The organism is uncultured Maribacter sp., from assembly GCF_947500405.1.
In the GTDB taxonomy this organism is placed as follows: domain Bacteria; phylum Bacteroidota; class Bacteroidia; order Flavobacteriales; family Flavobacteriaceae; genus Maribacter_B.
Genome location: NZ_CANMRY010000008.1, coordinates 64,938 through 88,346 on the forward strand (window position 1 = coordinate 64,938; position 23,409 = coordinate 88,346).

Below are 23,409 nucleotides of genomic sequence, written 5' to 3' on the forward strand. Positions count from 1 at the left end.
CGTTTATTTATACGTTACGTTTCATACACAAGAGATGTTAAAATTCAACGCTTTTTATAATAAAAAAAGCCTTCTATCTTAGGATAGAAGGCTTTAAAATAAAATTTAAAAGTACTTAATTTCCTTTTTTATAATCTGCTAAGAATTTAGCTAAACCACTATCTGTAAGTGGATGCTTTAATAATCCTTTTATAGAACTTAAAGGCCCAGTCATAACATCGGAACCAATCTTAGCACAATCTAATACATGCATTGTATGACGTACTGATGCAGCTAAGATTTGCGTATCAAAACCATAATTATCATATATAAGGCGAATATCTGCAATAAGCCCTAAACCATCTGTAGAAATATCATCTAAACGACCAATAAAAGGAGATACATATGTTGCTCCTGCTTTAGCTGCTAATAATGCTTGTCCTGCAGAGAAAACTAAAGTAACATTAGTTCTTATTCCTTTGTCAGAAAAATATTTACATGCTTTTACACCATCAGCAATCATTGGTAATTTTACAACAATTTGCGGGTTAAGAGCTGCTAAAGCTTCTCCTTCTTTAACCATTCCATCAAAATCTGTAGAAATAACCTCAGCACTTACATCACCATCTACTAACTCACATATTTTTTTATAATGTGCCAAAATGTTATCTGCTCCTGTAATTCCTTCTTTAGCCATTAAAGAAGGGTTTGTAGTAACACCATCTAAAACACCTAAATCTTGTGCTTCTTTAATATCTGCTAAATTAGCTGTATCTATAAAAAATTTCATATTTCTTTTATTTACGTATTAATTTAAAAAATTTACTACTTCTTGATATACTTTTTCTCCAGTAAAGCCGAATTTATCGTCTAGTACTTTTGCAGGTGCAGAATATCCAAAATGATCCAAACCAAATACTTTTCCGTTTGGTCCTGCTAAACCTTCTAAGTTTACTGGAAGACCTGCTGTAAGACCAAAAATTGGCTTGTTGACAGGAATTATACTTTCTTGATATTCCTCATCTTGCTGTCTAAAAATACCTTCTGAAGGTATGGAAGCTATACTAACTTTTAATCCTTCTTTTTCTTCTAATAAAACTGCTGCTTCAAGTAAAGTTGCAACTTCAGAACCGTTAGCTATTAAAACTACATCTGCATTTGCAGTTTCTTTTACTAAGTACCCTCCTTTTTCTGCACCTAAAGCTTCGGTATATCTAGAAGCTCCTTGCGGTGCTACATCTTTTATTCCTTGTCTAGAAAGAATTAAGCCTGTTGGTGTTTTTGTATTTTCCATTGCCATTTTCCAAGCAACACTAGTTTCTTGAGAATCTGCAGGACGCAATGCTACAAAACTTTGCTCATGGCTATGGTTCTTTAATTTCTCTAGTAAACGTATTTGAGCTTCTTGCTCTACTGGCTGGTGCGTTGGCCCATCTTCCCCTACTCTAAAAGCATCATGCGTCCAAACAAACTTTACTGGTAATTCTTGGATACAACTTAAACGAATAGCTGGTTTCATATAATCAGAAAACACAAAGAACGTAGCAACCACAGGAATAATACCTCCGTGTAATGCTATACCATTTGCTATTGTTGCCATAGTTAGCTCTGCAACACCTGCTTGTAAGAATGCTCCAGAGAAATCTCCTTTTTGTAATACAGATGATTTTTTTAAGAATCCGTCTGTTTTATCACTATTAGATAAATCTGCAGAAGAAACTATCATGTTTTCTACATTCTCTGCCATATATGCTAACACATTAGAAGATGCTGCTCTTGTTGCAAGACCATCTTTATGCGTAATAGATTCAAAATCTAATTTTGGCACTTCTCCAGATAAGAAGAAATCTAATTTTGTAGCTAGAGCCTTATTTTCTTTTCTCCAGTCTGCTATTACTTCTTTTTTAGAAGCTGCATTCTTTGTTTTAGATGCTACAATAGTTTTATAATACTCTTGTACGTCTCTATATATATTAAAAGGGTTTTCTGGGTCAGCTTTTAGATTTAAAAGTGTTTTTGTGTAATCTGCTCCAGTAGCTCCTATTGGCTTTCCATGTAACTCACAATGACCTTCATACATACTACCATCCTCTGTAACAGAACCTTTACCCATTATAGTTTTACCTATAATTAAAGTTGGTTTTTCTGTTTCTGCATTAGCATCTTTTAATGCTTTTCTTATTTGCTCATGATCATGCCCATCTATGGTTACAACATTCCAACCCCAAGCTTCATATTTCATTGCTGTATCTTCCGAAGTAACTTCGTCTGTCATAGAAGATAATTGTACATCATTAGCATCATAAAACATAATAAAGTTATTTAACCCTAAATGCCCTGCTATTCTACCTGCTCCTTGCGATATTTCTTCTTGTACTCCTCCATCAGAAATAAAACCATAAATTTTATGATCCATCCAATTTCCAAAACGTGCTGCTAAGAATTTTGCTGCAACTGCTGCTCCAACTCCCATAGTATGCCCTTGTCCTAATGGCCCAGATGTATTTTCAATTCCTCTATTTATATCTACTTCTGGGTGACCTGGAGTTACAGAACCCCATTGTCTAAAATTAGCAACATCTTCTTTTTTATAATTTCCTAATAAATAGTATTGTGCATACATTAATGTAGATAAATGCCCAGCATCCATAAAAAAACGGTCTCTAAAAGGCCAAGACATATCGGTAGGATCATAATTAAAAAACTCTGAGTACAAAATATGCATAAAGTCTGCTCCTCCCATTGGTCCACCTGGGTGACCTGATTGTGCTTTCTCAACCATAGCAATTGCCAATGCTCTAATATTGTCTGCCGATAACTGATCTAATTCTTTGTTCATTTCCTCTTTTAAGATTAATTTTTATAGATACTATATACTAATTGCCGCAAATATACCTGATTTGAAGTTCTTTAAAAATAAAATTAAGCACGGAATTAACTTAATTAACGAAAATTATAGATTGTAATTAAAAACCTAACTTTTTACTCGATAATTGAGATTTAAATACTCCGAGGTTTGTCCTTAGTTTTAAAAGTTTTCTCCGCAGTTGTTTACTAAAAAAAATAAAGGACTAATCTATTATAAATTTAAAGCCGGCAGAAATTATACTAGCCTTTAAGCCAGAGTCTCTTTGGTAATTATTATACTTTAAATCGATACTTTTTAGACCAAATTTCCATAAGTGAAAATTGGTAAAAATATCAGTATAGGTTACTCCTATTCCATATTGATTAGCTGTATACTTAGACAAATCATAATCTGACGTATAAAACTCACTGGTAGATAAATGCGTATTATAAGGAGCAAAATAATCTGCTGCGGTTTGGTTATAAAACCGGTAAGATGGGTAAACCGTAAACTTATCTGTTATTTTTATTGGCACCTCTATACTTGCTGTATGAGAATCTATTCCCCAATCATCTGTATAGTAACGATAATAAGTTCTTACTACAAAAATTTCATTTATATAATAATGTAACCTCCCTCCTACAGCTATTTTAAATCTTGAATCTGGTAGCTGCTCTATAGCATCTGCCAAATGAAAATTTTCTATAAAAGAATCTGCCACATCACTAAAATATACTCTTTGAAAAGGTGTGGACAATAACCCTTTTTGCCTTATAAAATCTAGCAATAAAGAACCTTGCATTTTTTTCGAAAGTATTTGCGAGAAACCAAAACCTACTGCATAAGAGTTTCTTTTTTCATCCTTAAAAGGAGTAAATATTGGATTATAATTGGTGTTTCCTGTAATAGTGTTACTTAAAAAAAGTCCATTAGAAATACCATTTCCATTAAAAGTAAAAGGTCTAAGTTCTACTGGATAAATAGCGCTCCAACTGTCTAAATATACATTAGCATTTACACTAACTTCAGTGTTTTTTTGGTTAAACAACTTAGTATATCCTCCTCCAAAACCTAAAGAAAAATAATCGAACTCTTTTGATACCGATATTTTAGCAGAAACAATATCATTTCTACTATCTGAACTGTGGCTGTATCCTAGAACTAAATTTGACCAAACATCTTTTTTTGAAGCTCCTGAACTTGCCACAAAAGGGTCTGCAGGAGAACTGCCATCAAAAGGATCTACATTGCTAGATGATGCAGAAGTGTAAGCAGATATTCCAGCATCAATAGTTAATACATCATCCTCATTTAAGGGAATAGAAATTACTACTGCCGCTGTTGCATCTTGTAAATCTTCTGTTCCTAGTCCTCCACTTACAGCTGCGTTATTTCCTTCTTGAGAATAATAGCTAGTTAAAAAATCTATTTCAGAAGTTTCTAAAACGCGTTTCTTATAGGTAACAATAGAATCTTTTTCTTGCGCATACCCATAAAAAAGAGTGGCAAACAAAAACATACAAAGACTTATTCCTTTACTATTTTTACTCATTATATTTCTACTTACTTTATACCATTAGTTACAACCACAACCTCCGCCAGTTTTTCCTCCATTAGCACCTACTGCTGCCTCTCTATAAGAATGAAAAGTAGAAATGTTTCTGTCTGATTTTTTGTCGGATAAAACCATATCTGGATCATTTAAACTTACCTTATCATACTCTTTAACAGCAACACAAGATGTGCAAAAAATAAGAAGGCAAAATGCAATTAGAAAACCCTTTATCATAATCTATTTATTTTAATATTTTTTGATGTAGTTACTTCTCCTATTTCATCTACAATTACGCACTCAATATTTGGCAATTGATTTATTCTATTTAGCCCTACTTCTTTACCCATTACAAAAACAGAAGTTGCCAGCGCATCTGCAAGCTCAGCTTTTGGTGCAAAAACGGTAACACTAATAATACCACTAGACGGATATCCTGTTCTTGGGTCTATAATATGAGTGTATCTTTTACCATTAAGCATTACAAACTTCTCATAATTACCAGAAGTTACAACAGCTCCATTAGTTATTGGTAATAATGCAAAGGCTTTGTTTTTATTCATAGGGTTAGTAATAGCAACCTTCCACTCTTCTCCATTTGGTTGTTTTCCCCAAGTATTCATATCTCCAGAAGCATTTATTATACCCGAAACAACTCCTTTTTTCACAAGTAATACTTTGGCTTTATCTGCTGCATAGCCTTTGCCTATAGCGCCAAAGCCAATTTTCATCCCTTCTTGTTTTAGATAAACGGTACTTTCTTCTTTATTTAAAATAATGTTTCTGTATCCTACTTTGGCTACAGATTGTTTTATTTGTTTGGCATTTGGCATTTGCGCCATAGTACCATTAAATTGCCAAACTTTATCCATAGAAGCATAAGAAATATCAAAAGCACCATCCGTTAATTTGCTTATTTTTATACTTCTTTCTATTAACTCATAAAGCTCATTACTAACTTTTACGGGTGATATACCTGCATTTTTATTTACTAATGCAGTTTCTGAATTTTTATCCCAAGAAGAAATAAGTTTTTCTATTCTTGTTATTTCATTAACTGCCAGTGTTATAAAATAACTAGCTTCAAGAGAATCTTTAGCTACTACCGTAATATCAAAACGGCTTCCCATAAGCCCCATTGTTTGCTTATAAGGTTCTTGCCCGTATGCAGTGATACAAGTAAAAAAAATGAAAAAATAAAATATTTTTTTTATCAAAATTACCCTTTAAAGGATTCTAACAATTTAATATATGCTACTGGTTTTAATTTATTATAACTAGTTTGCCCTAAGACATTACCGTCTTTATCTAACACTACTACAAAAGGAAAATACCCTTTAGGATTATACTGCTCTGCTAGAGCTTTATTTTTTTTTGTCTGTTCTTCAGATAAACTATTTTTTTTCTTTTTAGGAAAATCTGCCTTTAGCATAACAAAATTTTCTTTTGCATAGTCCGTAAACTCTTCTGTACTCCAAATTTCTTTGTCTAATTTAATACATGGAGCACACCAGTCTGAACCCTGAAATACCAATATAATGGGAATATTTTTTTCAGAGGCAAGTTTCTTTGCATGAATAAAATCTGTTTGCCACTCTTGAGAAAACATAGTAGTAACCGATACTATTATTAAGCACATCCCTAATATTATATTTCTCATACCTAATCTAACTTCTGTTTTAATTAGAATATTAAATTCTAAACTAATACTACCTATCTACAAGTAAAGTTACTATTTTTTTCTCTCTGCGTAATTAATAGCTAAACATTTATATACAATAATTACCAATTAAAATTGTTTTATTTGTAAGTATAAACTTACTATTAAAAAACTTATTAAACCTTTTTATAATGTTACAGTCTTATCAAAACATATATTAACCTATTGTTTAATTTATTTTTTTTAATATGAAAAAGATTGGTTACATAATATTTATAGCTGGCTTAGTAGTTGCTTGCTCTAAAAAAAATTCTGGAGAAATAGACATAATTAATCCTACTCCTACAACATATAATATAACACCTATACTATCAAAGTTTAGTGGCACTGGTTTATCTTATGAAACAACTGAGAGAACAGTTATCTTTACTACACAAGACTTACCAGACCATACGAGCCCCTATTGGGATACAAGTAATAGTTTATATGAAGACTATAATGGAACTAATCCTGATTGGCGACAAAACCCAGGAAGCATAGGCGTTCAAAACATTGTCTTTACAATATCCCTAACACCAGAAGAAGCTGTTACCCATTCAGAAACTTCTTTGGGTCCTATAGGAATTGCTAGAAACGGTGTTGTATTCTTTAATCAATATGCTGCAGGGAATAGTCCTTTAGAAGGAGAGATAAACTCTTTTGATCAATGGTTAGGGCACCCTGCAATGACCACATATCATTATCATATAGAACCAAAATGGCTAACAAAAAAATATGGCAATGATGCATTTCTAGGATTATTATCTGATGGTTTTCCTATATATGGCCCTGAAGAAAATGGAGTTACTATAACAAACGTAGATTTAGATGAATATCATGGACATACAGGTACCACCGTTGATTTTCCCGATGGAATATATCATTACCATATAACCAGTGAAGACCCATATTTAAATGGAAATGGATATTTTGGAACACCTGGAAACATTACTCGCTAGTTGACTTTTCTTAATCCATACTTCTTCTTTTTTCTTCTCATTAATAGCTGTAATACCATTAATGTAGAACAAACTATAGATATATCTAACGTAGATTTAAAATTACGAAATGGAGTAATATACTATAAGGAAAGGGCATTTACAGGAAATTTAGTTTCCTATTACCAAAACAATAAAATAGCTTCAGATATTCAATACGTAGAAGGCAGAAAACATGGTTATGAAAAAAAATGGTATGCAACAAATAATTTAGCAGAAGAGCGTTTTTATACCAATGGTATAAAAGTAGGTGTTCACAGAGCTTGGTGGAAAAATAGAACTCTAAAGTTTGTATATTACTTTAATAGTAAAGGTCAATACCATGGGGCTACTAAAGAATGGTATACCACTGGACAGTTATATAAGGATTTTAATTATATAAATGGGATAGAATCAGGAAAACAACGTTTATGGAAACCCAGCGGAATGATTAAAGCTAATTATGAAGTTATAAATGGAGAACGTTTTGGTTTAATTGGATTAAAAAAATGTAAAACAGTAAATGTAAATAGCATAAAAATTAAATAAATGAAAAAAATTAAATTCATAGCGTTATTTATTATTTTCTTTTATTCTTGCAAGCAAGAACAAAAGAAAATAGTTGCTACTAACGTAACTAATTTACCTTTTTTTAATTCAGCCAATTTTACACCTGAGTGGAATGTAGCAACTCATAAAATCCCCGCCTTTTCATTTACTAATCAACTTGGAAATACTATTACAAACGCAACTTATAAAGGGAAAATTTATATTGCAAACTTCTTTTTTACTATTTGCCCTGGAATTTGCCCTAAGTTAACTAACAATATGATTTTATTACAAAAACACTATGCAGACGATACTAATGTAATGCTATTATCTCACTCCGTAATGCCATGGTATGATACTGTTAAGGTTCTTTCTAACTATGCAAAAACAAATCGTATAGATAATTTAAAATGGAACTTAGTTACCGGCAATAAAGATTCTATTTACGCCATTGCTCGTAAAGGGTATTTTGCAGATGAAGACTTTGGCAAAACGCAAGAAGAAAATAATTTTATACATACGGAAAACTTTATCTTAATTGACAAAAAAGGACATATTCGTGGTGTTTATAATGGCACTATTGAAATGGATTTAAAACGCTTAATAAGACATATAGATATTTTAAAAAAAGAAAAATAATTCCTAGTTACAACTATTATGAAACAATATATAATTCTCATAATATTCTTTTTACTAATAAGCTCTTGCAGCAAAGAGTCCAGCACAAAAGTTAGTGACGAAGAAGAGTCTTTGGTAAATTCTGAAATCCCTAATATAATGCTCATTATTGCAGATGATATGGGTAAAGATGCTACTCCTGGATATAACATTGGTACTACAAAACCACACATGCCTAATTTACAATCTTTAATAGATAATGGAATACGTTTTAATAACTTATGGTCCTATGCAACATGCACACCAACAAGAGCAAGTATACTCACAGGAAAATACGGGTATAAAACAAACGTAATATCAGTTGGAGATGAATTATCTACTTTAGAAACATCATTACAAAGTTATATAGACGACCAAACTGGATTAACATATGAGCACGCTGTAATAGGAAAATGGCATTTATCTACTTCTCTATCACACCCAACAGATATAGGCATTAACCATTATTCTGGTTCCATTTCTGGTGGAGTAAGATCATATTGGGATTGGAATCTAGTAGAAAATACTACGAGCACAGCTTCTACTGATTATACAACTACAAAATTCACTGATTTAGCTATAAATTGGATAGACAACCAAACCAAACCATGGTTTTTATGGTTAGCATTTAATGCGCCACATACACCTTTTCATTTACCTGATAATAGCTTGCATTCTCAAGGCAATTTACCTACAGATGATGCTAGTATTACTGCCAACCCGCTACCCTATTATATGGCTATGTTAGAAGCCATGGATTCTGAATTTGGAAGATTATTGAAGTCCATGACGCAGGAAGAAAAAGATAATACTATTTTCATATTTATTGGAGATAATGGTACTCCAAACCAAGTAGCCCAAGAGTATAACAGTCGTAGAGTTAAAGGTAGCATTTACCAAGGAGGTATTAATGTGCCTATGATTATTTCTGGCAAAGGTGTTTCTAGAAAAAATGAGACTGAAGATGCCTTATTAAACACTACTGATTTATTTGCAACAATTGCAGCAATTGCTGGAGCAGATGTTGATGAGATTAATGACAGTAAAAACTTTAAAAATTTATTTACTACTAGCAGCAAAATTCGTGATTATGTTTATGCTGAATATAGGAATGATGCTACTGGTTTAATAGATTATAGCGTTAGAAATGCTACTCATAAATATATCAAATTTGGGGATAATACAGAAGCTTTGTTCAATTTAATTGAGAACCCTTTAGAAAACCCTAATCTATTAAGTGCTAACCAATCTCCATTAAGTAATGAAAATGAACTAATAAAAAATGAACTAATTGCAAAATTGAATGAATATAGATAAATTGGGGATTAAGTTCAAAAGTTGTGTGTGAATTGAAAATAGAATTAAAATCTTTGCAAAAAAGGATAAGATTTGGAATTAACCTCAGAGGTATTAAAGTTTATTTTAACAGAATTATTAGTAATTCAACCTAAAGTCCACTTTTTTTTTGTCGCCTAGGAATAGCATACTTTACATAAACAAAAAACCACCCTAAAAATAAGGTGGTTTTTATATTTTTTTCTTTAAATATTAAATACCTAAAATTTTAGCATCTACAAAGAAAACAGTTTCCACATCTATATGGTGGTCCTCTGTAATTACTTTATCGGTAACAGTTTCTAGTTTTAAACTAAACGTATCTTTCTTTATGTAATCTTTTATATCTATATCAAAAGTTTCTAAATCTATAGTATTATCTACCGTATCTGGAACATCCATTATAGATGCAATTTTAACATCTTCCAAACCTTCTGCAGAAATAAATACCTCTAAAGATTCTAAAAAAGTAAAGTCGCCATCGTCTGGTGTAGTAATAATCAACTTTAATTCTCTTAATCGTATATCTTCAATTAAATCTTTACGCGTATCATTAAATTCAAATTCAGATTCCGAATTAGTTTCTACATCTGGAGATTGTACGCTAAATGGTAAGTTTACATTTACTGCAGACTCTATAACCACACTGGTATCAAACTCCATATCAAATTTTGTAAGATCATCCAGCTTATCGCAACTAGTAAAGGCTATAAAAGCACTAAACAAAACAAGTATTTTTTTCATTTTATAAGGGGATTTATTAGTACCTACAAAACGCATCCTAAATAAATATATTGTTATGTGTTAAAGCTAACCTATAAATTTATTATTGTAATAATGCCAATTCCTTTTCATGGTTTTGTATATTATTTTCTTTAACATTTTTTTAACATTTAAAACCAAACCCTCCAAATTTAACTTCGTAGGTAAGGGTGAATTAATAATCATTTAAAAACGTAATAATGAAAAAAACAAAACTTTTTGCAGGTCTGGGAGCACTAGCCTTAATTGGCGGTGTATTAATCGCGGCGGATCACATTGATGCGCCTTCTTCTATGGGTACAACAGCAGACATTGCTGATTTTTATGGATTTGAACCAAGTACTGGTTCTGACAATACCGTATTTGTGGTAGACTTACAGTCTAGTGTATTACCAGATTTAGCATACGGAACATTTGACGAAAGCATTTTAACCGAAATTAATATTGATACAAATAACGATTTGGTAGAAGATATGGTAATACAAGCCATTCCTAGAGATGGCAAAATGTACTTTTTTGGGCCAGCAGCACCTTCCACAACTGGTATAAGCGGAACTATTCTTGTAGATTCTCCCTTAGGGTCTGTAGCAATTTCTGAAACAGATGCAGTTACAGAAACCACTGCTAGTGGTGTTAAGCTTTTTGCAGGACCAAGACAAGATGCTTTCTTCTTCGACTTTTTTCAATTTAATGCAGTTATAGGTGGCATGGCTCCAGGTGGCTTTAAAACTGCGGACGAAGCGCAAGATACTTTTGATGGCGCTAATACAATGTCTATTGTTGTAGAAGTACCAAATAGCTTATTGGGAGCTACAACTGGGCAAAATGCTTTAGGCCTCAGTGTTTACAAAACGTGGGTAACTACAAACAAAAAACAATAATAATTTTTATTAAAACCATATAACATGAAAAAGAGTATCTTTTATTTTACAATGCTTTTATCTGCTACTACCCTATTTGTAGCATGTAATAATGATGACGATTCTACAATGCCTAAAGAAAAGGAGATGATGCCAGATTTTACTGGAATTTACACACAAGTAGATTTTATGGGAAGGCCTGGAATTAATACTGTATTAAGTGCAGATGACGCTACTAAAGACGAACATAATTTAGCAATACCTTCTGAAATGGCTGCTTCTTTTCAAGCGCGTTTTGAAGCTAGATTAGAACAATATCATGATGTTTACGCAGGTCTTTTAGGGGCAGATCCAGCGGATGTAAATTATGAAAACAATATTCTTGGTTTAGATGCACCTACTTTAACTGGTTATTTAGCTGCCGATGTTTTAGAAATTGCTCCAGATTTACCAACAACGTATTTTAATCCGGGAGAAGATGTAGATATGGATGGTAGTGTTTTAGTCCCAGATGGTGATGAAGTTGCTTTAACAGGTAGAAAATTACAAGATGATATTATTGATGTTTCTCTAATTCTTTTATTTGGAGGGGAAACTGGAGACCGTTTTAGTGGTCAAGATACAGATGGCGATGGTACTGCAGATTTACCTAGACTTACTTCAGACGGTGTTGCTTTAACCGCAACACCATCAGATAGTTTTCCTTATTTAGGTGCTCCTGAATAAGTTTTTTACACCTTGTAAAAAGAGCTTTTTGGGAGGGTACTTTTTATCCTCCCAATTAAATTATAATAAACAAAATATTTATTTCCATGAAACATATATCTCTACTATTCTTAATTTTAAGTATTTATTCTTGTAATACAGAAAAAGAAAATAGTATTACAAATACAGAAGATTATAATCAATATTTAAATTCTACTACTGCTAAAACAACTTCTAAGTATTTTGAATTGTGGAACTCTAAAATACAACCAGACAGTATGCAATTACTTAGTTTTGGTATTGTAGGTAACGAATACAATAGATATTTTAAAAACACTGGAGATATAAAATTCTTAAAAAAAGCAGAGCAATCTTTAAAAAAAGCAGTAGCTATTGCTGCTACAGGAAGAGCTGGTTATAATAGAGCACTTGCCAGAAATTACATATCGCAGCACAGGTTTAAAGAAGCTTTAGTCCTTGCAAAAAAAGCCCTAGAAATTGGAAACGGTTTAGAAGATACATATAGCTTATTGTTTGATGTTCACATGGAACTAGGCAATTATGAGGAAGCCAACAACTACCTTAAAAAAATTAAAAATTTTTCTAATTTTAGTTATCTAATTCGGTTAGCTAAATGGAATGACCATCTTGGTAATTTAGATACTACCATACAAATGATGGAAAAAGCTACTGCCATTGCAGTTGCTAAAAAAGACAAAAATTTAATCCTTTGGTCATATACCAATCTGGCCGATTATTATGGCCATGCTGGAGAATTAAAAAAATCCTACAATCATTACCTAAAATCTTTAAAATTAGATTCTAATAATGCCTATGCAAAAAAAGGAATTGCATGGATTGTATTCTCTCACGAAAGAAACCCTAAAGAGGCTCTTAGAATCTTAGATTCTGTAACTCAAAATTACAAAGCTCCAGATTATTATATTTTAAAAAGTGAAATTGCTGACTATTTAGGTAACGAAAGAGAACGATTAAATAATTTAGATGAATTTTTTAATGAAATTGAAAACCCTGCGTATGGTGTAATGTATAACAGTTACACTATTAATCTTTATCTAGAAGACACACAACAATATAAAAAAGCTATTACCCTTGCCAAAAAAGAAGTAGAAAATAGACCCACGCCAGAATCTTACGGTTATTTAGCATATAGTTATCTTAAAAATGGCGAAAATAAAAAAGCGTTGCAAATTGTTACAAACCATATAGAAAATAAAACTTTTGAGCCTAATATACTACTACAAGCTGCTCAAGTTTATAAAAAAACTGGGCAAGAAAAAAAGGCATTAAAACTAAAAGAAGAATTATTAGATGCCAGCTATGAGCTTGGCCCTGTAACTACTTTAAAAATTGAAATGCTTTAATTAATTTTACCATCCTTAAAATAAAAACATCCATCCCATTTATAATTTACCTATGAAATATATTTTTTTAATTCTATACCTATATAGCTCATTACATATATCTGCCCAAGAGTTTCAAGGGTATATAGAAACAAGTGACGGAACTCCTATTGAAGGTGCCTATATTTTTAATAAAAACTCTCAAAAACATGCGCATAGTAATGAAATTGGATACTTTTCTATAGAAAAAACAAACATAGGAGATAGTTTGCAAATTGGAAGCTTAGGATACAAAAACAGTATTACAATTATTAAAAACACATCTAACAAAAGAAATACTTATATATTAAATGAAGCTCCTTTTGAATTAAATGAGGTAGTTATAAGCCCTAAAATAGATGCCTTATCTGTTGTAGCAAAAATAGATATACAAACAAACCCAGTAGGCTCTTCTCAGGAAATTTTACAAAAGGTACCTGGGCTAATTATTGGCCAACATGCAGGTGGCGGTAAAGCAGAACAGCTTTTTCTTAGAGGTTTTGATATTGACCATGGTACAGATATTTCTATAAATGTTGATAATATGCCCGTAAATATGGTATCGCATGCGCATGGGCAAGGATATGCAGATTTACATTTTGTTATTCCAGAAACTATAGAAAAAATTGATTTTGGAAAAGGACCTTATAATGCACAATATGGAAACTTTGCAACCGCTGGTCATGTAGGTTTTACCTCTAAAGACGCTTTTACAAAAAACACCGTTGAATTCACTTATGGCGATTATGGCTACAAAAGAAACCTTGGATTATTTAACGTTCTAAATACTAAAAAAGAAAAAGCATATATAGCAACGGAATTAATAGGATTTGACGGCCCTTTTAAAAGTTCTCAGAATTTTGAAAGATTTAATGTAATTACTAAATATTCTTCTCGTTTAGATGCTAATAGTAAAATTTCTACAAGTGTTTCTCATTTTACTAGTACATGGGATGCCTCTGGTCAAATACCAGAACGTGCTGTAAAAAGTGGCTTAATAACAAGGTTTGGCGCTATAGATGATACCGAGGGTGGTAAAACAAGTAGAACAAACGTTAATATTGGTTTACAAAAGAACATAGATAAAAACACTTTTTTTAAAGCAAATACATACTATAGTAACTACAATTTTTTATTATTTTCTAATTTTACTTTTTTCTTAGACGACCCGCAAAATGGAGACCAGATTAAACAAGAAGAATCTCGTAATTTATTTGGTTTAAACACCCAACTAAAAAAGAACCTTAATTGGGGAGAAACAAAAGTAAATTTAGAGTTTGGTTCTGGTTTTAGAACAGATAATAGTACAGGTAATGAACTTTCAAATACTGTAAATAGAAAAACAACTTTAAATAATATACAACTAGGAGATATTAAAGAAACTAATATTTTTGGTTACTTAAATGCTAATTTTAATTTAGGAAATTTCACTTTATCTCCTGCGCTAAGATTAGATAATTTTAATTTTAGGTATGCTAATGCTCTTTCTGAGGTTTATGATAATAACTCGGTGTCTAAAACAACGTTTTCTCCAAAATTAAATTTGGTGTATCATCCAAATAAAAACACACAATATTATCTTAAATCTGGTATTGGTTTTCATTCTAACGATACTCGTGTTAGCGTTGCTCAAAATGGTCATAAAATACTTCCTAAAGCCTATGGTGTAGACCTTGGAACAATATTAAAACCCGCAGAAAACTTATTTTTAAATGCTGCAGCTTGGTATTTATATTCCGAACAAGAATTTATTTATGTAGGCGATGCTGGCATTGTAGAACCTAGCGGTGCATCTAAACGCTTAGGCCTAGATTTTGGGGCTCGTTACCAATTTACAAATTGGTTGTTTTTTAGTACAGACCTTACGTATACCGTAGCTCGTTCTGTTGATGAAAATAGTGGGGAAGATTATATTCCACTAGCGCCCGACTTTACTTTAGTTGGCGGATTAAATGTAACTAACTTAGGTAAGTTTTCTGGAGGTTTACAATATAAACACTTAAATAATAGACCTGCAAACGAGGATAATAGCATTGTTGCAGAAGGTTATACCGTATTTAATTTAAATGCAAACTACCAGTGGAATTCTTTTATTAGCACAGGTATAACTATAGATAATGTTTTTGATGTAGAATGGAATGAAACTCAATTTGCTACTACTACCAGATTACAAAATGAAACTAATCCTGTAGAAGAAATACACTTTACTCCTGGAACCCCTTTTTTTATTAAAGCAAATATTAGTTTTACTTTTTAAATTATATGGCTATAAAATTATTTAAATATAAAGACCAATCATAATTCTTATATATAATCTCTACTCCTTTAATAGTAGAAATTATATTATTCTCTTTAAGAATTTTTTTCGTACCACTTTTTCCACCAAAATCGCCTCTAAACCAACTAAAAAGAGAAGTTACATATACTGTATTTAATTCTTCATTATAACTAGACATGGATTTTAAAAAAAGTTTAGTACCAACATTTAGCTGCTCATTTAAGCGACTTGCTGTATATATAGCTACAGGCGGACAGTCTTTAGCACCACAGTTTAATGCAAAATGAATACGGTAATCTCTTTTCTTAACTCTTAATTTTCTTTCTATTTTACCAGGAAACCACTTTCGTACATAACCTAACCCAAGAGGCCATTGCGATTTTCTTATAATACCGTGTTCTATTTTTTCAAAAGACAAAATACTACCCGCTATTGGTATTTGTTCCTTTTTAAAAAAAGCACTTCTATCCTTGTATAAGTCTGGTTTTTCTGATAAAATAACCTGTATATACCCATTATAAATATTTAGCCAAAAAACTAACTTTTGCTCGTCTGTTAACAATCCTTTTTCTAAATCTTCTAAACTTAATTCTGCTAATTCTTTTCTTATCTCTTCCGTATTTCTATTTTCTTTAACACAACTAAGAAACTCTTCAGACAATTTGTTATAATCTACCTTAACTATGCCAGTATTTACTTTTGATGCTTCACTAGTAGAAAAACAAAAGATTGTAAAAAAAAGGAGTAATAGCTTAGATTGTAGCTTATTCATAGTACACAAATTATTTAGTAAAAATATATCTTTTTTTAAGTCGAAAAAAGAAAACCCTTATTACAAACCTACGTATATATAATTTTAAAAAGTGTACCTCTTTTCTTTTATAAACAGTACTTTTAAATATATAAATATGAGAATGATTTCTATAATAATACCAGCACATAATGAAAAAACGAATTTAGAAAAGCTACTCCCGCACATAGAAAATCATAAAACAACAATTCCTTATGAAATATTAGTAGCAGTTTCTCCCAATACTACAGATAGTACAAATTCTATTTTACATTCTAAAAAAGTTCTACTTTTAAAAAGTCCAAAAAAAGGAAGGGCTGCTCAAATGAATTATGCAGCTAAGCATGCAAAAGGTACTATTCTTGTTTTTTTACATGCAGATGTTTTTCCTCCAAAATCATTTTTATCAGATATTCAACTGGCATTATCTAAAAATATAGATGCAGGATTTTTTTCTTATAAATTTGATAGTGATAATTTTTTTCTAAAAATAAATGCATCCTTTACTAGTAAAGATGGTGTTTTTACAGGAGGTGGCGACCAATGTCTTTTCATAAAAACAAAGAAATTTAACACCCTGAAAGGATTTAATGAAGAGCAAATTATAATGGAAGACTTTGAGTTTTTTAAAAGAATTAAAAAAAATAAAATACCTTACACCATCATAAATAACAATTTAATAGTTTCGGCAAGAAAATATGAGCATAATTCCTATTTAAGAGTTAACCTATCAAATCTTATATTAGTTGTTTTATTTAAATTTGGTTGTTCTCCTAAAAAATTAAAAAAAATACATTCTAAACTTATCAAAACGCAATATCATAATGGCTGAGTTATCCAATGAAATTACATTAAACGGGATACAACAAATAGGAATTGGAGTGCAAAATGCTAATAGAGTATTTAACTGGTACAGACGTAATATAGGTTTTAATTTATTGGTTTTTAAAGATGAAGCAACTGCTTCTTTAATGACAAAATACACAGGTGGTAAAGCTTGGAACAGAAAAGCTCTTTTATCCTTAAACCTTGCTGGTGGCGGAGGTTTAGAAATTTGGCAATACACTAACAGAAAACCTATTCCGCCTATAGAATCTATTAACTTAGGAGATTTAGGCGTTAATATTTTAAAGCTAAAAAGTAAAAATATTACTAGCGTTCATAAGAAATTACAAACATTAAATTTAGACCTCTTATCCCCTATTTCTACTTTTGAAAATCAGGAACATTTTTTCTTTAAAGACCCATGGGATAATTTGGTACAAATAGTAACCTGCAATACAAGTTTTACTGAAAGTAATAAAGATTGCGGTGGCGTTCTAGGTGTAACTTTAGGCGTTTCGGACATAGATACATCTATTACTTTTTATAAAAGTCTTTTAGGCTTTGATACTGTTGTATATGATAAAAATAACACCTTTGAAGATTTTTCTTTTATAGACAATCAAGAAAACAATTACAGAAGAACATTACTAAGAAGAAGCGAAACAAAAGTAGGAGGTTTTGGCACTCTTTTAGGTCCTTGTGAAATAGAGCTTATTCAGAAAAAAAATGCTACTCCAAAAAAAATATATGCAAACCGCTATTGGGGAGATTTAGGATATATACACCTTTGTTTTGATGTGTCTGGCATGAAAGCTTTAGGAGAAAAAGCTAAGAAGCTTAACCACCCTTTTACTGTAGATAGCAGTTCTAGTTTTGAAATGGGAGAAGCCGCAGGACATTTTAGTTATATTGAAGACCCAGATGGCACCCTATTAGAGTTTGTAGAAACACACAAAGTTCCTATTATAAAAAAACTAGGTTTATTTATAAATCTAAAAAAGAGGAACCACCATAAACCTCTACCAAATTGGCTTATAAAATTAATGCGAGTTCATCGTGTAAAAAAAGACCTTTAATTTAACTAGAAGACACAACTCCTAAAGTATATAATTGCTCTAAGTTTGGAAATTTACTACCGCCAGAAGGTTCTAGTGTAATACCAAATGCCTCAGATGTATTTGCATTTGTTAAATTAAAAATACGATTATCATCCTCTATAAAATCTTCTAGTAATCCTACACTTGTTGGTGTAAGCGGATTTAATTTTAAGGACCATACTTGGTACACCATACCATCTGGAGGTTCTGGTAAGCCTTGCGCATCTATATAAAGTTTCTCTTCTTTTTTATTCCAGTATACTTTAGCATATGAAGTGGGAGAAACCTCTTGACCTCCTAAAGGAATAACTGTTATATTTTTATCACGTATTGTTGCTAACAATTCTTCGGACTTCGTAAGAGAAATTTTTGCTTCATTAATTTGCTCTTCTAAATTAATACGCTCATTTTCTACAACTTCTATTTGAGATTGTAATTTCTCATTTTGATTAAATAAATACACTCCCCCTATTATTAAAAGGATAGATGCTGCCCAACCCATATAAGAAGTCCAATTTGTTTTACTTTCTTTTAAAGGAACTACTTTAGAGGTATTTAAGTTTTTAATCTTATCATAAACTTTAGCAAAATCTAAAGGTACTTTTGGAGCTGCAGTTTTTGAAAGTACTAAAATAGATGCCTCTATAGCTTCTATTTCTTTTTGTACATCTGGATACAAACTAGCATGCTTTACCACCTTCAGATTTTCATCTTCTGAAAGTTGTCCAGCTACATATAGCTCTAGTATACCCGATTCTATGTACTCTTCTACATTCATTTACAACTGCATATTTTCTCTAAGTTGAGAAATACAACTTCTATTTCTTGTTTTTACTGTTCCTATAGGAATATCTAATTCTTCAGACACTTCTTTTTGCGTATATCCTTTAAAATAAAGAAGCTCTATTACTTGAATACATTTTTCCTTTAATTTAGAAACCAAACTGTGAAGACCTTTCGTATTAACGTCTGTTTCTTCATCTTCTAGTTTGCTTTCAAGGATACTTACGAAGTAATCTGCGGGAAGGTTCTTTTTTTGGTTTTTATAGTTTTTAGAACGCATTACATCTATAGCCGCATTCCTTGCAATATTTACTATCCACGTAAAAAAACGCCCTTTAGAACTATTATAACTTAAAGCATTACTCCAAACCTTGACAAATACATCTTGGCAAATCTCTTCAGCTAGATTATCATCTTTAACTATTGTATTAATTACACCACAAATATTCTCTGCATACATAGCATGCAGCCTCTCAAAAGCGAAAGTATCTTTTTGTTGAAAACGTGTAATTAACTCTTCTAATTGCATAAGTTATTTTAGAACCAAATTATTACCAATTGGTTTTATTCAAAAATAAGATATTAATATTTAGCACACTCTGTTTTGGAAAAGTATTCCATAGAACTAGTAACAAAATGAAGGCTATCGCCTACTCTTTTTTTAATTTTCAATTGTTTTCAAAAACAATCAATAATTCCTTAGTTAGTTATTTTTTTCATCTTCATAAAACCTACTAGTCCTATAGGTACCAAGATAAGGGCAATCTTTAGAAAACTAAATAGTACCATACTCCATCGTTCATTACTTTCTTTCATTTTAAAAACTGGACGTTTAGAATAATCCTCTTGAGTGATTGATTTATCCCAAAAAAGTCTATCATAATAAAACGAAGTGATATCTTTATGAAATTTAGTCAATGCAGATTGATAGTTCAAAAAAGTATTTAAATCAGTCTTTGAAATCAATGTAAAAGCATCTTGCATATTTACTGCTGGATTTATCCAAAGAAATTGGTTAACCCATTTATTTCTTTTACCGATTTGGCTATTATACGCATCAACATCTTTTTTGCTATGGCTATCTTTTAAAGCAGTAAAGGCTGCATAAACTTTAGCGTAACGATTATTGTTAAACAAGCTATCACTAGCCTTGTATTTCGGGTTGTGTTCCAAAAATTCAGAGAGCACCTCTGTTTGTTCCTTTTCATCATTTTCATTTTCCAAACCTGTTCTACGGGTAAGCTCTGCTAAATGGGTGGTATCAATAGGGTATTTACTTATCATCCAAACATTTAATACAGCAGGTATAACCAATAAAAATAGCAACCAACAGCCTGCAGCACAAATGGCATTGAATGCTGAACTTTTAAAAAAACTTATAATTAAAAACATCAAGCTAAACCAAAAGGCACTGTATAAAATAACTCCTGCTAACCAAGCCACAGCCGCTAAAAAGTTTTCGTTAGAAAATATATTGCTTAAAACAAGTAGTCCTATTAAAGAAATAAGGAGTGCTAAACCAGTAATAAGCATAAAATAAAATAGTAATCTTGTTACTACTATTTTTCTAATACTAATGGATTGAATTCTTAAAAGTGCAAGTACACCGCTTTCCTTTTCTATAGAATAAAGTCCAAAAGTAAAGGCTATGATAAGTAATGGAAAAAGATAGATGATGACAAATGACAAGTCAAAATTACCAACATACAGTTTAACAGGGTTGGCAATTTCGTTTTCAAAAAGCTGATAATACAAACTCATTCCTGTTAAACGATGGTAGTAAGGGTGCAAATCGCGCTGACCTATGGCAAGTGCTGCATAGTTATGTGGAGGAAGCACGGCATGATATCCATGCCTAAACCAAGCATAAGAAGGGTTTGATGCAATGTCTCTTTTTCTTTTTGCATCAACCGAGTTTAGTTCTTCATTAAAGCTTATTTGATATTGATAAAACTCATCTTCTTCTATTTTTTGAACATCAGAAATGGTTTTTTTCTGCACATTCACTACAGATGCGCCATAATAAATAGCGTACATTCCAAAAAGAAAAATAATTGCCAAAAGCAATAACTGAAATTTATTACGCACAAAAGACCTCCATTCATAGCGTATAATTGTTTTGGTTATTTTATCCATTGTTTAGCTTTGTTTTACGGGTTATGTAATTCAGTAATAGAATGAGCAATATTATCCAACTAAAAAGAGAAACAAATTCCAATACATATTTCTTTAAAGTGCTATAAATTGAAGGCGTTTTGTATTTAAAATCTTCTACCGATTCCCACATATCCAATCCAACGCTATATTCATAAAATTCCCCATAATTAGAGTTTTGCGCCATATCATTATTCATTTTTTTTATGAAGATTCTACGGTAATTTTCTACTTTTTTTTGAAAATCTACTGAGGCACTTAAATCTGTGGCACTAAGCCCCATAGATATATTTCGCAATGCCATGTAAGGGTTAAATAGGCTTACGTAACTTCCTAATTTATTCTGTTTATTGAAAATATTTAAAAGTCTACCCCAATGTACATCGTACACCTTATCTCCATATTCTTCTCCTGCCTGCATGCTTACACCTTCAAAATTAAAAGGGAGTTGTTGTACGGAATCTACCTTGTATTTCTTTAAAAGTTCCTTTTCCAATTTCGCTATTCTTACAGCCTTTGGTGTTTTTCCGTCCAATCCATTTTCCTTATCCTTTAAAATACCTTCTTTATAGATTTTCATTGAAGGCAATGGGTATAAACCCTCTCCAAAATTGGCCATGGTTTTAGGAATAATAATAGTAAACAGTATCCAACAGGTAAGTAAGGTTAACAAGGCATTTCTACTTACAGATGACTTTATTGACACCAATACAGACAATACAACAAACAAAAAAATATAGGCCATATAGGTAGTACCTAGCAACCCAATACGCATCCTTAAATCCGTAATTGTATCTGGGGTTTTTAGCCAATAAGACAGTAATAAAATACCCAATATAAATGGTGTTAAAATAGTGAGCAGTATTATAAAGTACGCCATAATCTTTCCCCAAGCAATACTGGTTAATGTTACACCTTGACTGTTTAACAACCGTAATGTGCCTCTTTCTTTTTCTTTTGTGAAAGATGCATAGGCTAAAAAAATAATAAGCAACGGCATTAAAATTTGTAGTACTAGAGCAGAACTTAACTCACCAAACCGAATCATACTGTTATGGTCTTGCGCAGGTCTAAACATAAATTGATGCTGATAATGCGCCTCTAAATAAACAGAAGTCCCTGTATAAGTATCCAATCCAAAATCAAATAAACTTAATACCGTTTTAGGCTTGAAAATAAAAGTTCCAAAATGTGCTGCAATATGTGGATGCTTATCTCCCTGCTCTAGCCATTCTTTACGCTTTTCATCTTGAGCTTTGGTAATAGCCTTCTGTTGCTGCTGATATGATATAACACCTGTGAATAACGAGATACCCAACAGCACTAGTATAATACTGGAAAGTGCAAGTACCAATTTTTCTCTAAGGGCAATTTTTATTTCTTTTTTAGCAATAAGAATGTAAGTTTTCATCTTTATACTTTTCTTTAGTGCTTTGCAAAACACCAACATGAATTAATTATGCATATGCTTTAGATATAATTTTTCCAAATCTTGAAAATTAACGTCTTTGGATTCAAACTTTTCAACTAGTACACCTTCTTTCATAATACCAATATGGGTGCCCGTATCTTTTGCTCTAAAAAGGTCATGAGTTGCCATTAACGTAGCTACTCCTTTAGCTTTCATTTCTAACAAAAGTTCAGAAAACTCATTACTTGCTTTAGGATCTAAACCTGATGTTGGCTCATCCAACAATAATACTTTTGCCTCACGAGCTCTTGCCAAAGCAATACCCACTTTTTGCCGCATGCCCTTAGAGTAGTTTTGCACCCTTTTATTTATAAAATCTATTTGCAAACCTGACTGCTCAAGTAATACCCCCAACTCCGCTTTAGCATAATTTTTACCACCCAATCCACAGAAAAAATCTAAGTTCTCTAAACCTGTCAAATTCGGGTAAAGCATTAGGTTTTCTGGGATGTAGGATAGAATTTGTTTCGTTTCTAACGGATGCTTAGTAACGTCTATACCATTTATAGTTGCACTACCACTAGTAGGTTCTATAAAATTTAAAAACAAGTTTATGGTTGTAGATTTTCCTGCGCCATTAGCTCCTAAAAGGCAAAAAATGTCGCCTTCTTTAATTTCTAAATCAAGAGCGTTCAATGCTGTGAACGCTCCGTATTTTTTTGTTAAACCATTTGTTTTAAGCATC

General features: G+C 31.7%; 23 protein-coding genes. 10 read left to right on the top strand and 13 right to left on the bottom strand.

Annotated elements, in window-relative coordinates; genetic code table 11:
* Positions 1-115 precede the first annotated feature (115 nt).
* The 6 genes from fsa to Q0945_RS11945 all read right to left on the bottom strand — a co-directional run bounded on the left by fsa (position 116) and on the right by Q0945_RS11945 (position 6,039).
* Entirely contained in the window at positions 116-769 is a 654-nt protein-coding gene (gene fsa / locus Q0945_RS11920; RefSeq protein WP_299434826.1) for a fructose-6-phosphate aldolase, read from the bottom strand.
* Positions 770-787: 18 nt separating this feature from the next.
* On the bottom strand, positions 788-2,818 hold the full coding sequence (locus tag Q0945_RS11925) for a transketolase (RefSeq protein ID WP_299434829.1): 2,031 nt from the start codon (positions 2,816-2,818) through the stop codon (positions 788-790).
* A gap of 232 nt (positions 2,819-3,050) precedes the next feature.
* Complete coding sequence (locus Q0945_RS11930; RefSeq protein WP_299434999.1) at positions 3,051-4,346, bottom strand: DUF3570 domain-containing protein; 1,296 nt, start codon at positions 4,344-4,346, stop codon at positions 3,051-3,053.
* A gap of 57 nt (positions 4,347-4,403) precedes the next feature.
* A complete protein-coding gene (locus tag Q0945_RS11935; RefSeq protein WP_299434830.1) occupies positions 4,404-4,616 on the bottom strand; it encodes a DUF4266 domain-containing protein in 213 nt (70 codons plus the stop codon).
* Complete coding sequence (locus Q0945_RS11940) at positions 4,613-5,518, bottom strand: FAD:protein FMN transferase (RefSeq protein ID WP_299435001.1); 906 nt, start codon at positions 5,516-5,518, stop codon at positions 4,613-4,615. The genes Q0945_RS11935 and Q0945_RS11940 overlap by 4 nt, the downstream gene beginning before the upstream one ends.
* A gap of 80 nt (positions 5,519-5,598) precedes the next feature.
* Positions 5,599-6,039 carry a thioredoxin family protein gene (locus tag Q0945_RS11945; protein ID WP_299434832.1) on the bottom strand — a complete coding sequence of 147 codons (441 nt, stop codon included), beginning with the start codon at positions 6,037-6,039 and terminating at the stop codon, positions 5,599-5,601.
* A 248-nt stretch (positions 6,040-6,287) separates the two neighbouring features.
* Between Q0945_RS11945 and Q0945_RS11950 the strand changes: the two genes are divergently transcribed.
* Genes Q0945_RS11950 through Q0945_RS11965 form a run of 4 tightly spaced genes read left to right on the top strand, consistent with a single transcriptional unit; the run spans position 6,288 to position 9,578 of the window.
* Entirely contained in the window at positions 6,288-7,037 is a 750-nt protein-coding gene (locus Q0945_RS11950; protein WP_299434834.1) for a YHYH protein, read from the top strand.
* The gene (locus Q0945_RS11955; protein ID WP_299434836.1) at positions 7,038-7,604 is read left to right on the top strand and encodes a hypothetical protein; all 567 of its coding nucleotides are present in this window, start codon (positions 7,038-7,040) and stop codon (positions 7,602-7,604) included. It abuts the gene before it with no gap.
* Positions 7,605-8,243 (top strand): SCO family protein, encoded by a 639-nt coding sequence (locus Q0945_RS11960; protein WP_299434838.1) that lies wholly within the window; start codon positions 7,605-7,607, stop codon positions 8,241-8,243.
* Between the two features lie 18 nt (positions 8,244-8,261).
* Positions 8,262-9,578 (top strand): sulfatase-like hydrolase/transferase, encoded by a 1,317-nt coding sequence (locus Q0945_RS11965; protein ID WP_299434840.1) that lies wholly within the window; start codon positions 8,262-8,264, stop codon positions 9,576-9,578.
* 231 nt (positions 9,579-9,809) lie between these two features.
* Here the strand turns inward: Q0945_RS11965 and Q0945_RS11970 are convergent, their stop codons facing one another.
* Positions 9,810-10,340: a hypothetical protein gene (locus tag Q0945_RS11970; protein WP_299434842.1), complete on the bottom strand. Its 531-nt coding sequence runs from the start codon at positions 10,338-10,340 to the stop codon at positions 9,810-9,812.
* Positions 10,341-10,558: 218 nt separating this feature from the next.
* Here Q0945_RS11970 and Q0945_RS16145 point away from each other — a divergent pair, with 218 nt between their 5' ends.
* The 4 genes from Q0945_RS16145 to Q0945_RS11985 all read left to right on the top strand — a co-directional run bounded on the left by Q0945_RS16145 (position 10,559) and on the right by Q0945_RS11985 (position 15,583).
* Positions 10,559-11,239: a DUF4331 family protein gene (locus Q0945_RS16145; RefSeq protein ID WP_366136330.1), complete on the top strand. Its 681-nt coding sequence runs from the start codon at positions 10,559-10,561 to the stop codon at positions 11,237-11,239.
* A 24-nt stretch (positions 11,240-11,263) separates the two neighbouring features.
* On the top strand, positions 11,264-11,944 hold the full coding sequence (locus tag Q0945_RS16150; RefSeq protein ID WP_366136332.1) for a hypothetical protein: 681 nt from the start codon (positions 11,264-11,266) through the stop codon (positions 11,942-11,944).
* Positions 11,945-12,030: 86 nt separating this feature from the next.
* Positions 12,031-13,308 (top strand): CDC27 family protein, encoded by a 1,278-nt coding sequence (locus tag Q0945_RS11980; RefSeq protein ID WP_299434844.1) that lies wholly within the window; start codon positions 12,031-12,033, stop codon positions 13,306-13,308.
* Positions 13,309-13,360: 52 nt separating this feature from the next.
* The gene (locus tag Q0945_RS11985) at positions 13,361-15,583 is read left to right on the top strand and encodes a TonB-dependent receptor (RefSeq protein ID WP_299434846.1); all 2,223 of its coding nucleotides are present in this window, start codon (positions 13,361-13,363) and stop codon (positions 15,581-15,583) included.
* A gap of 1 nt (position 15,584) precedes the next feature.
* On the opposite strand, the gene Q0945_RS11990 is transcribed toward Q0945_RS11985, so the two are convergent.
* Positions 15,585-16,376: a DUF547 domain-containing protein gene (locus Q0945_RS11990; protein ID WP_299434848.1), complete on the bottom strand. Its 792-nt coding sequence runs from the start codon at positions 16,374-16,376 to the stop codon at positions 15,585-15,587.
* Positions 16,377-16,518: 142 nt separating this feature from the next.
* Between Q0945_RS11990 and Q0945_RS11995 the strand changes: the two genes are divergently transcribed.
* Together Q0945_RS11995 and Q0945_RS12000 are read left to right on the top strand one after the other, a co-directional pair.
* Positions 16,519-17,226, top strand: a complete 708-nt coding sequence (locus Q0945_RS11995; protein ID WP_299434850.1) for a TIGR04283 family arsenosugar biosynthesis glycosyltransferase — start codon at positions 16,519-16,521, stop codon at positions 17,224-17,226.
* Positions 17,219-18,295: a VOC family protein gene (locus Q0945_RS12000; RefSeq protein ID WP_299434852.1), complete on the top strand. Its 1,077-nt coding sequence runs from the start codon at positions 17,219-17,221 to the stop codon at positions 18,293-18,295. The genes Q0945_RS11995 and Q0945_RS12000 overlap by 8 nt, the downstream gene beginning before the upstream one ends.
* Before the next feature lies 1 nt (position 18,296).
* Here Q0945_RS12000 and Q0945_RS12005 read toward each other — a convergent pair whose 3' ends face one another.
* From Q0945_RS12005 to Q0945_RS12025, 5 genes are all read right to left on the bottom strand, one after another.
* Complete coding sequence (locus tag Q0945_RS12005; protein ID WP_299434854.1) at positions 18,297-19,094, bottom strand: anti-sigma factor; 798 nt, start codon at positions 19,092-19,094, stop codon at positions 18,297-18,299.
* Entirely contained in the window at positions 19,095-19,628 is a 534-nt protein-coding gene (locus Q0945_RS12010; protein WP_299434856.1) for a sigma-70 family RNA polymerase sigma factor, read from the bottom strand.
* A gap of 170 nt (positions 19,629-19,798) precedes the next feature.
* Entirely contained in the window at positions 19,799-21,235 is a 1,437-nt protein-coding gene (locus tag Q0945_RS12015) for a DUF3526 domain-containing protein (protein ID WP_299434858.1), read from the bottom strand.
* Positions 21,228-22,664, bottom strand: a complete 1,437-nt coding sequence (locus tag Q0945_RS12020; RefSeq protein ID WP_299434860.1) for a DUF3526 domain-containing protein — start codon at positions 22,662-22,664, stop codon at positions 21,228-21,230. Before Q0945_RS12020 ends, Q0945_RS12015 begins: the two co-directional genes overlap by 8 nt.
* 42 nt (positions 22,665-22,706) lie before the next feature.
* A complete protein-coding gene (locus Q0945_RS12025) occupies positions 22,707-23,408 on the bottom strand; it encodes an ABC transporter ATP-binding protein (protein ID WP_298555239.1) in 702 nt (233 codons plus the stop codon).
* Position 23,409 lies beyond the last annotated feature (1 nt).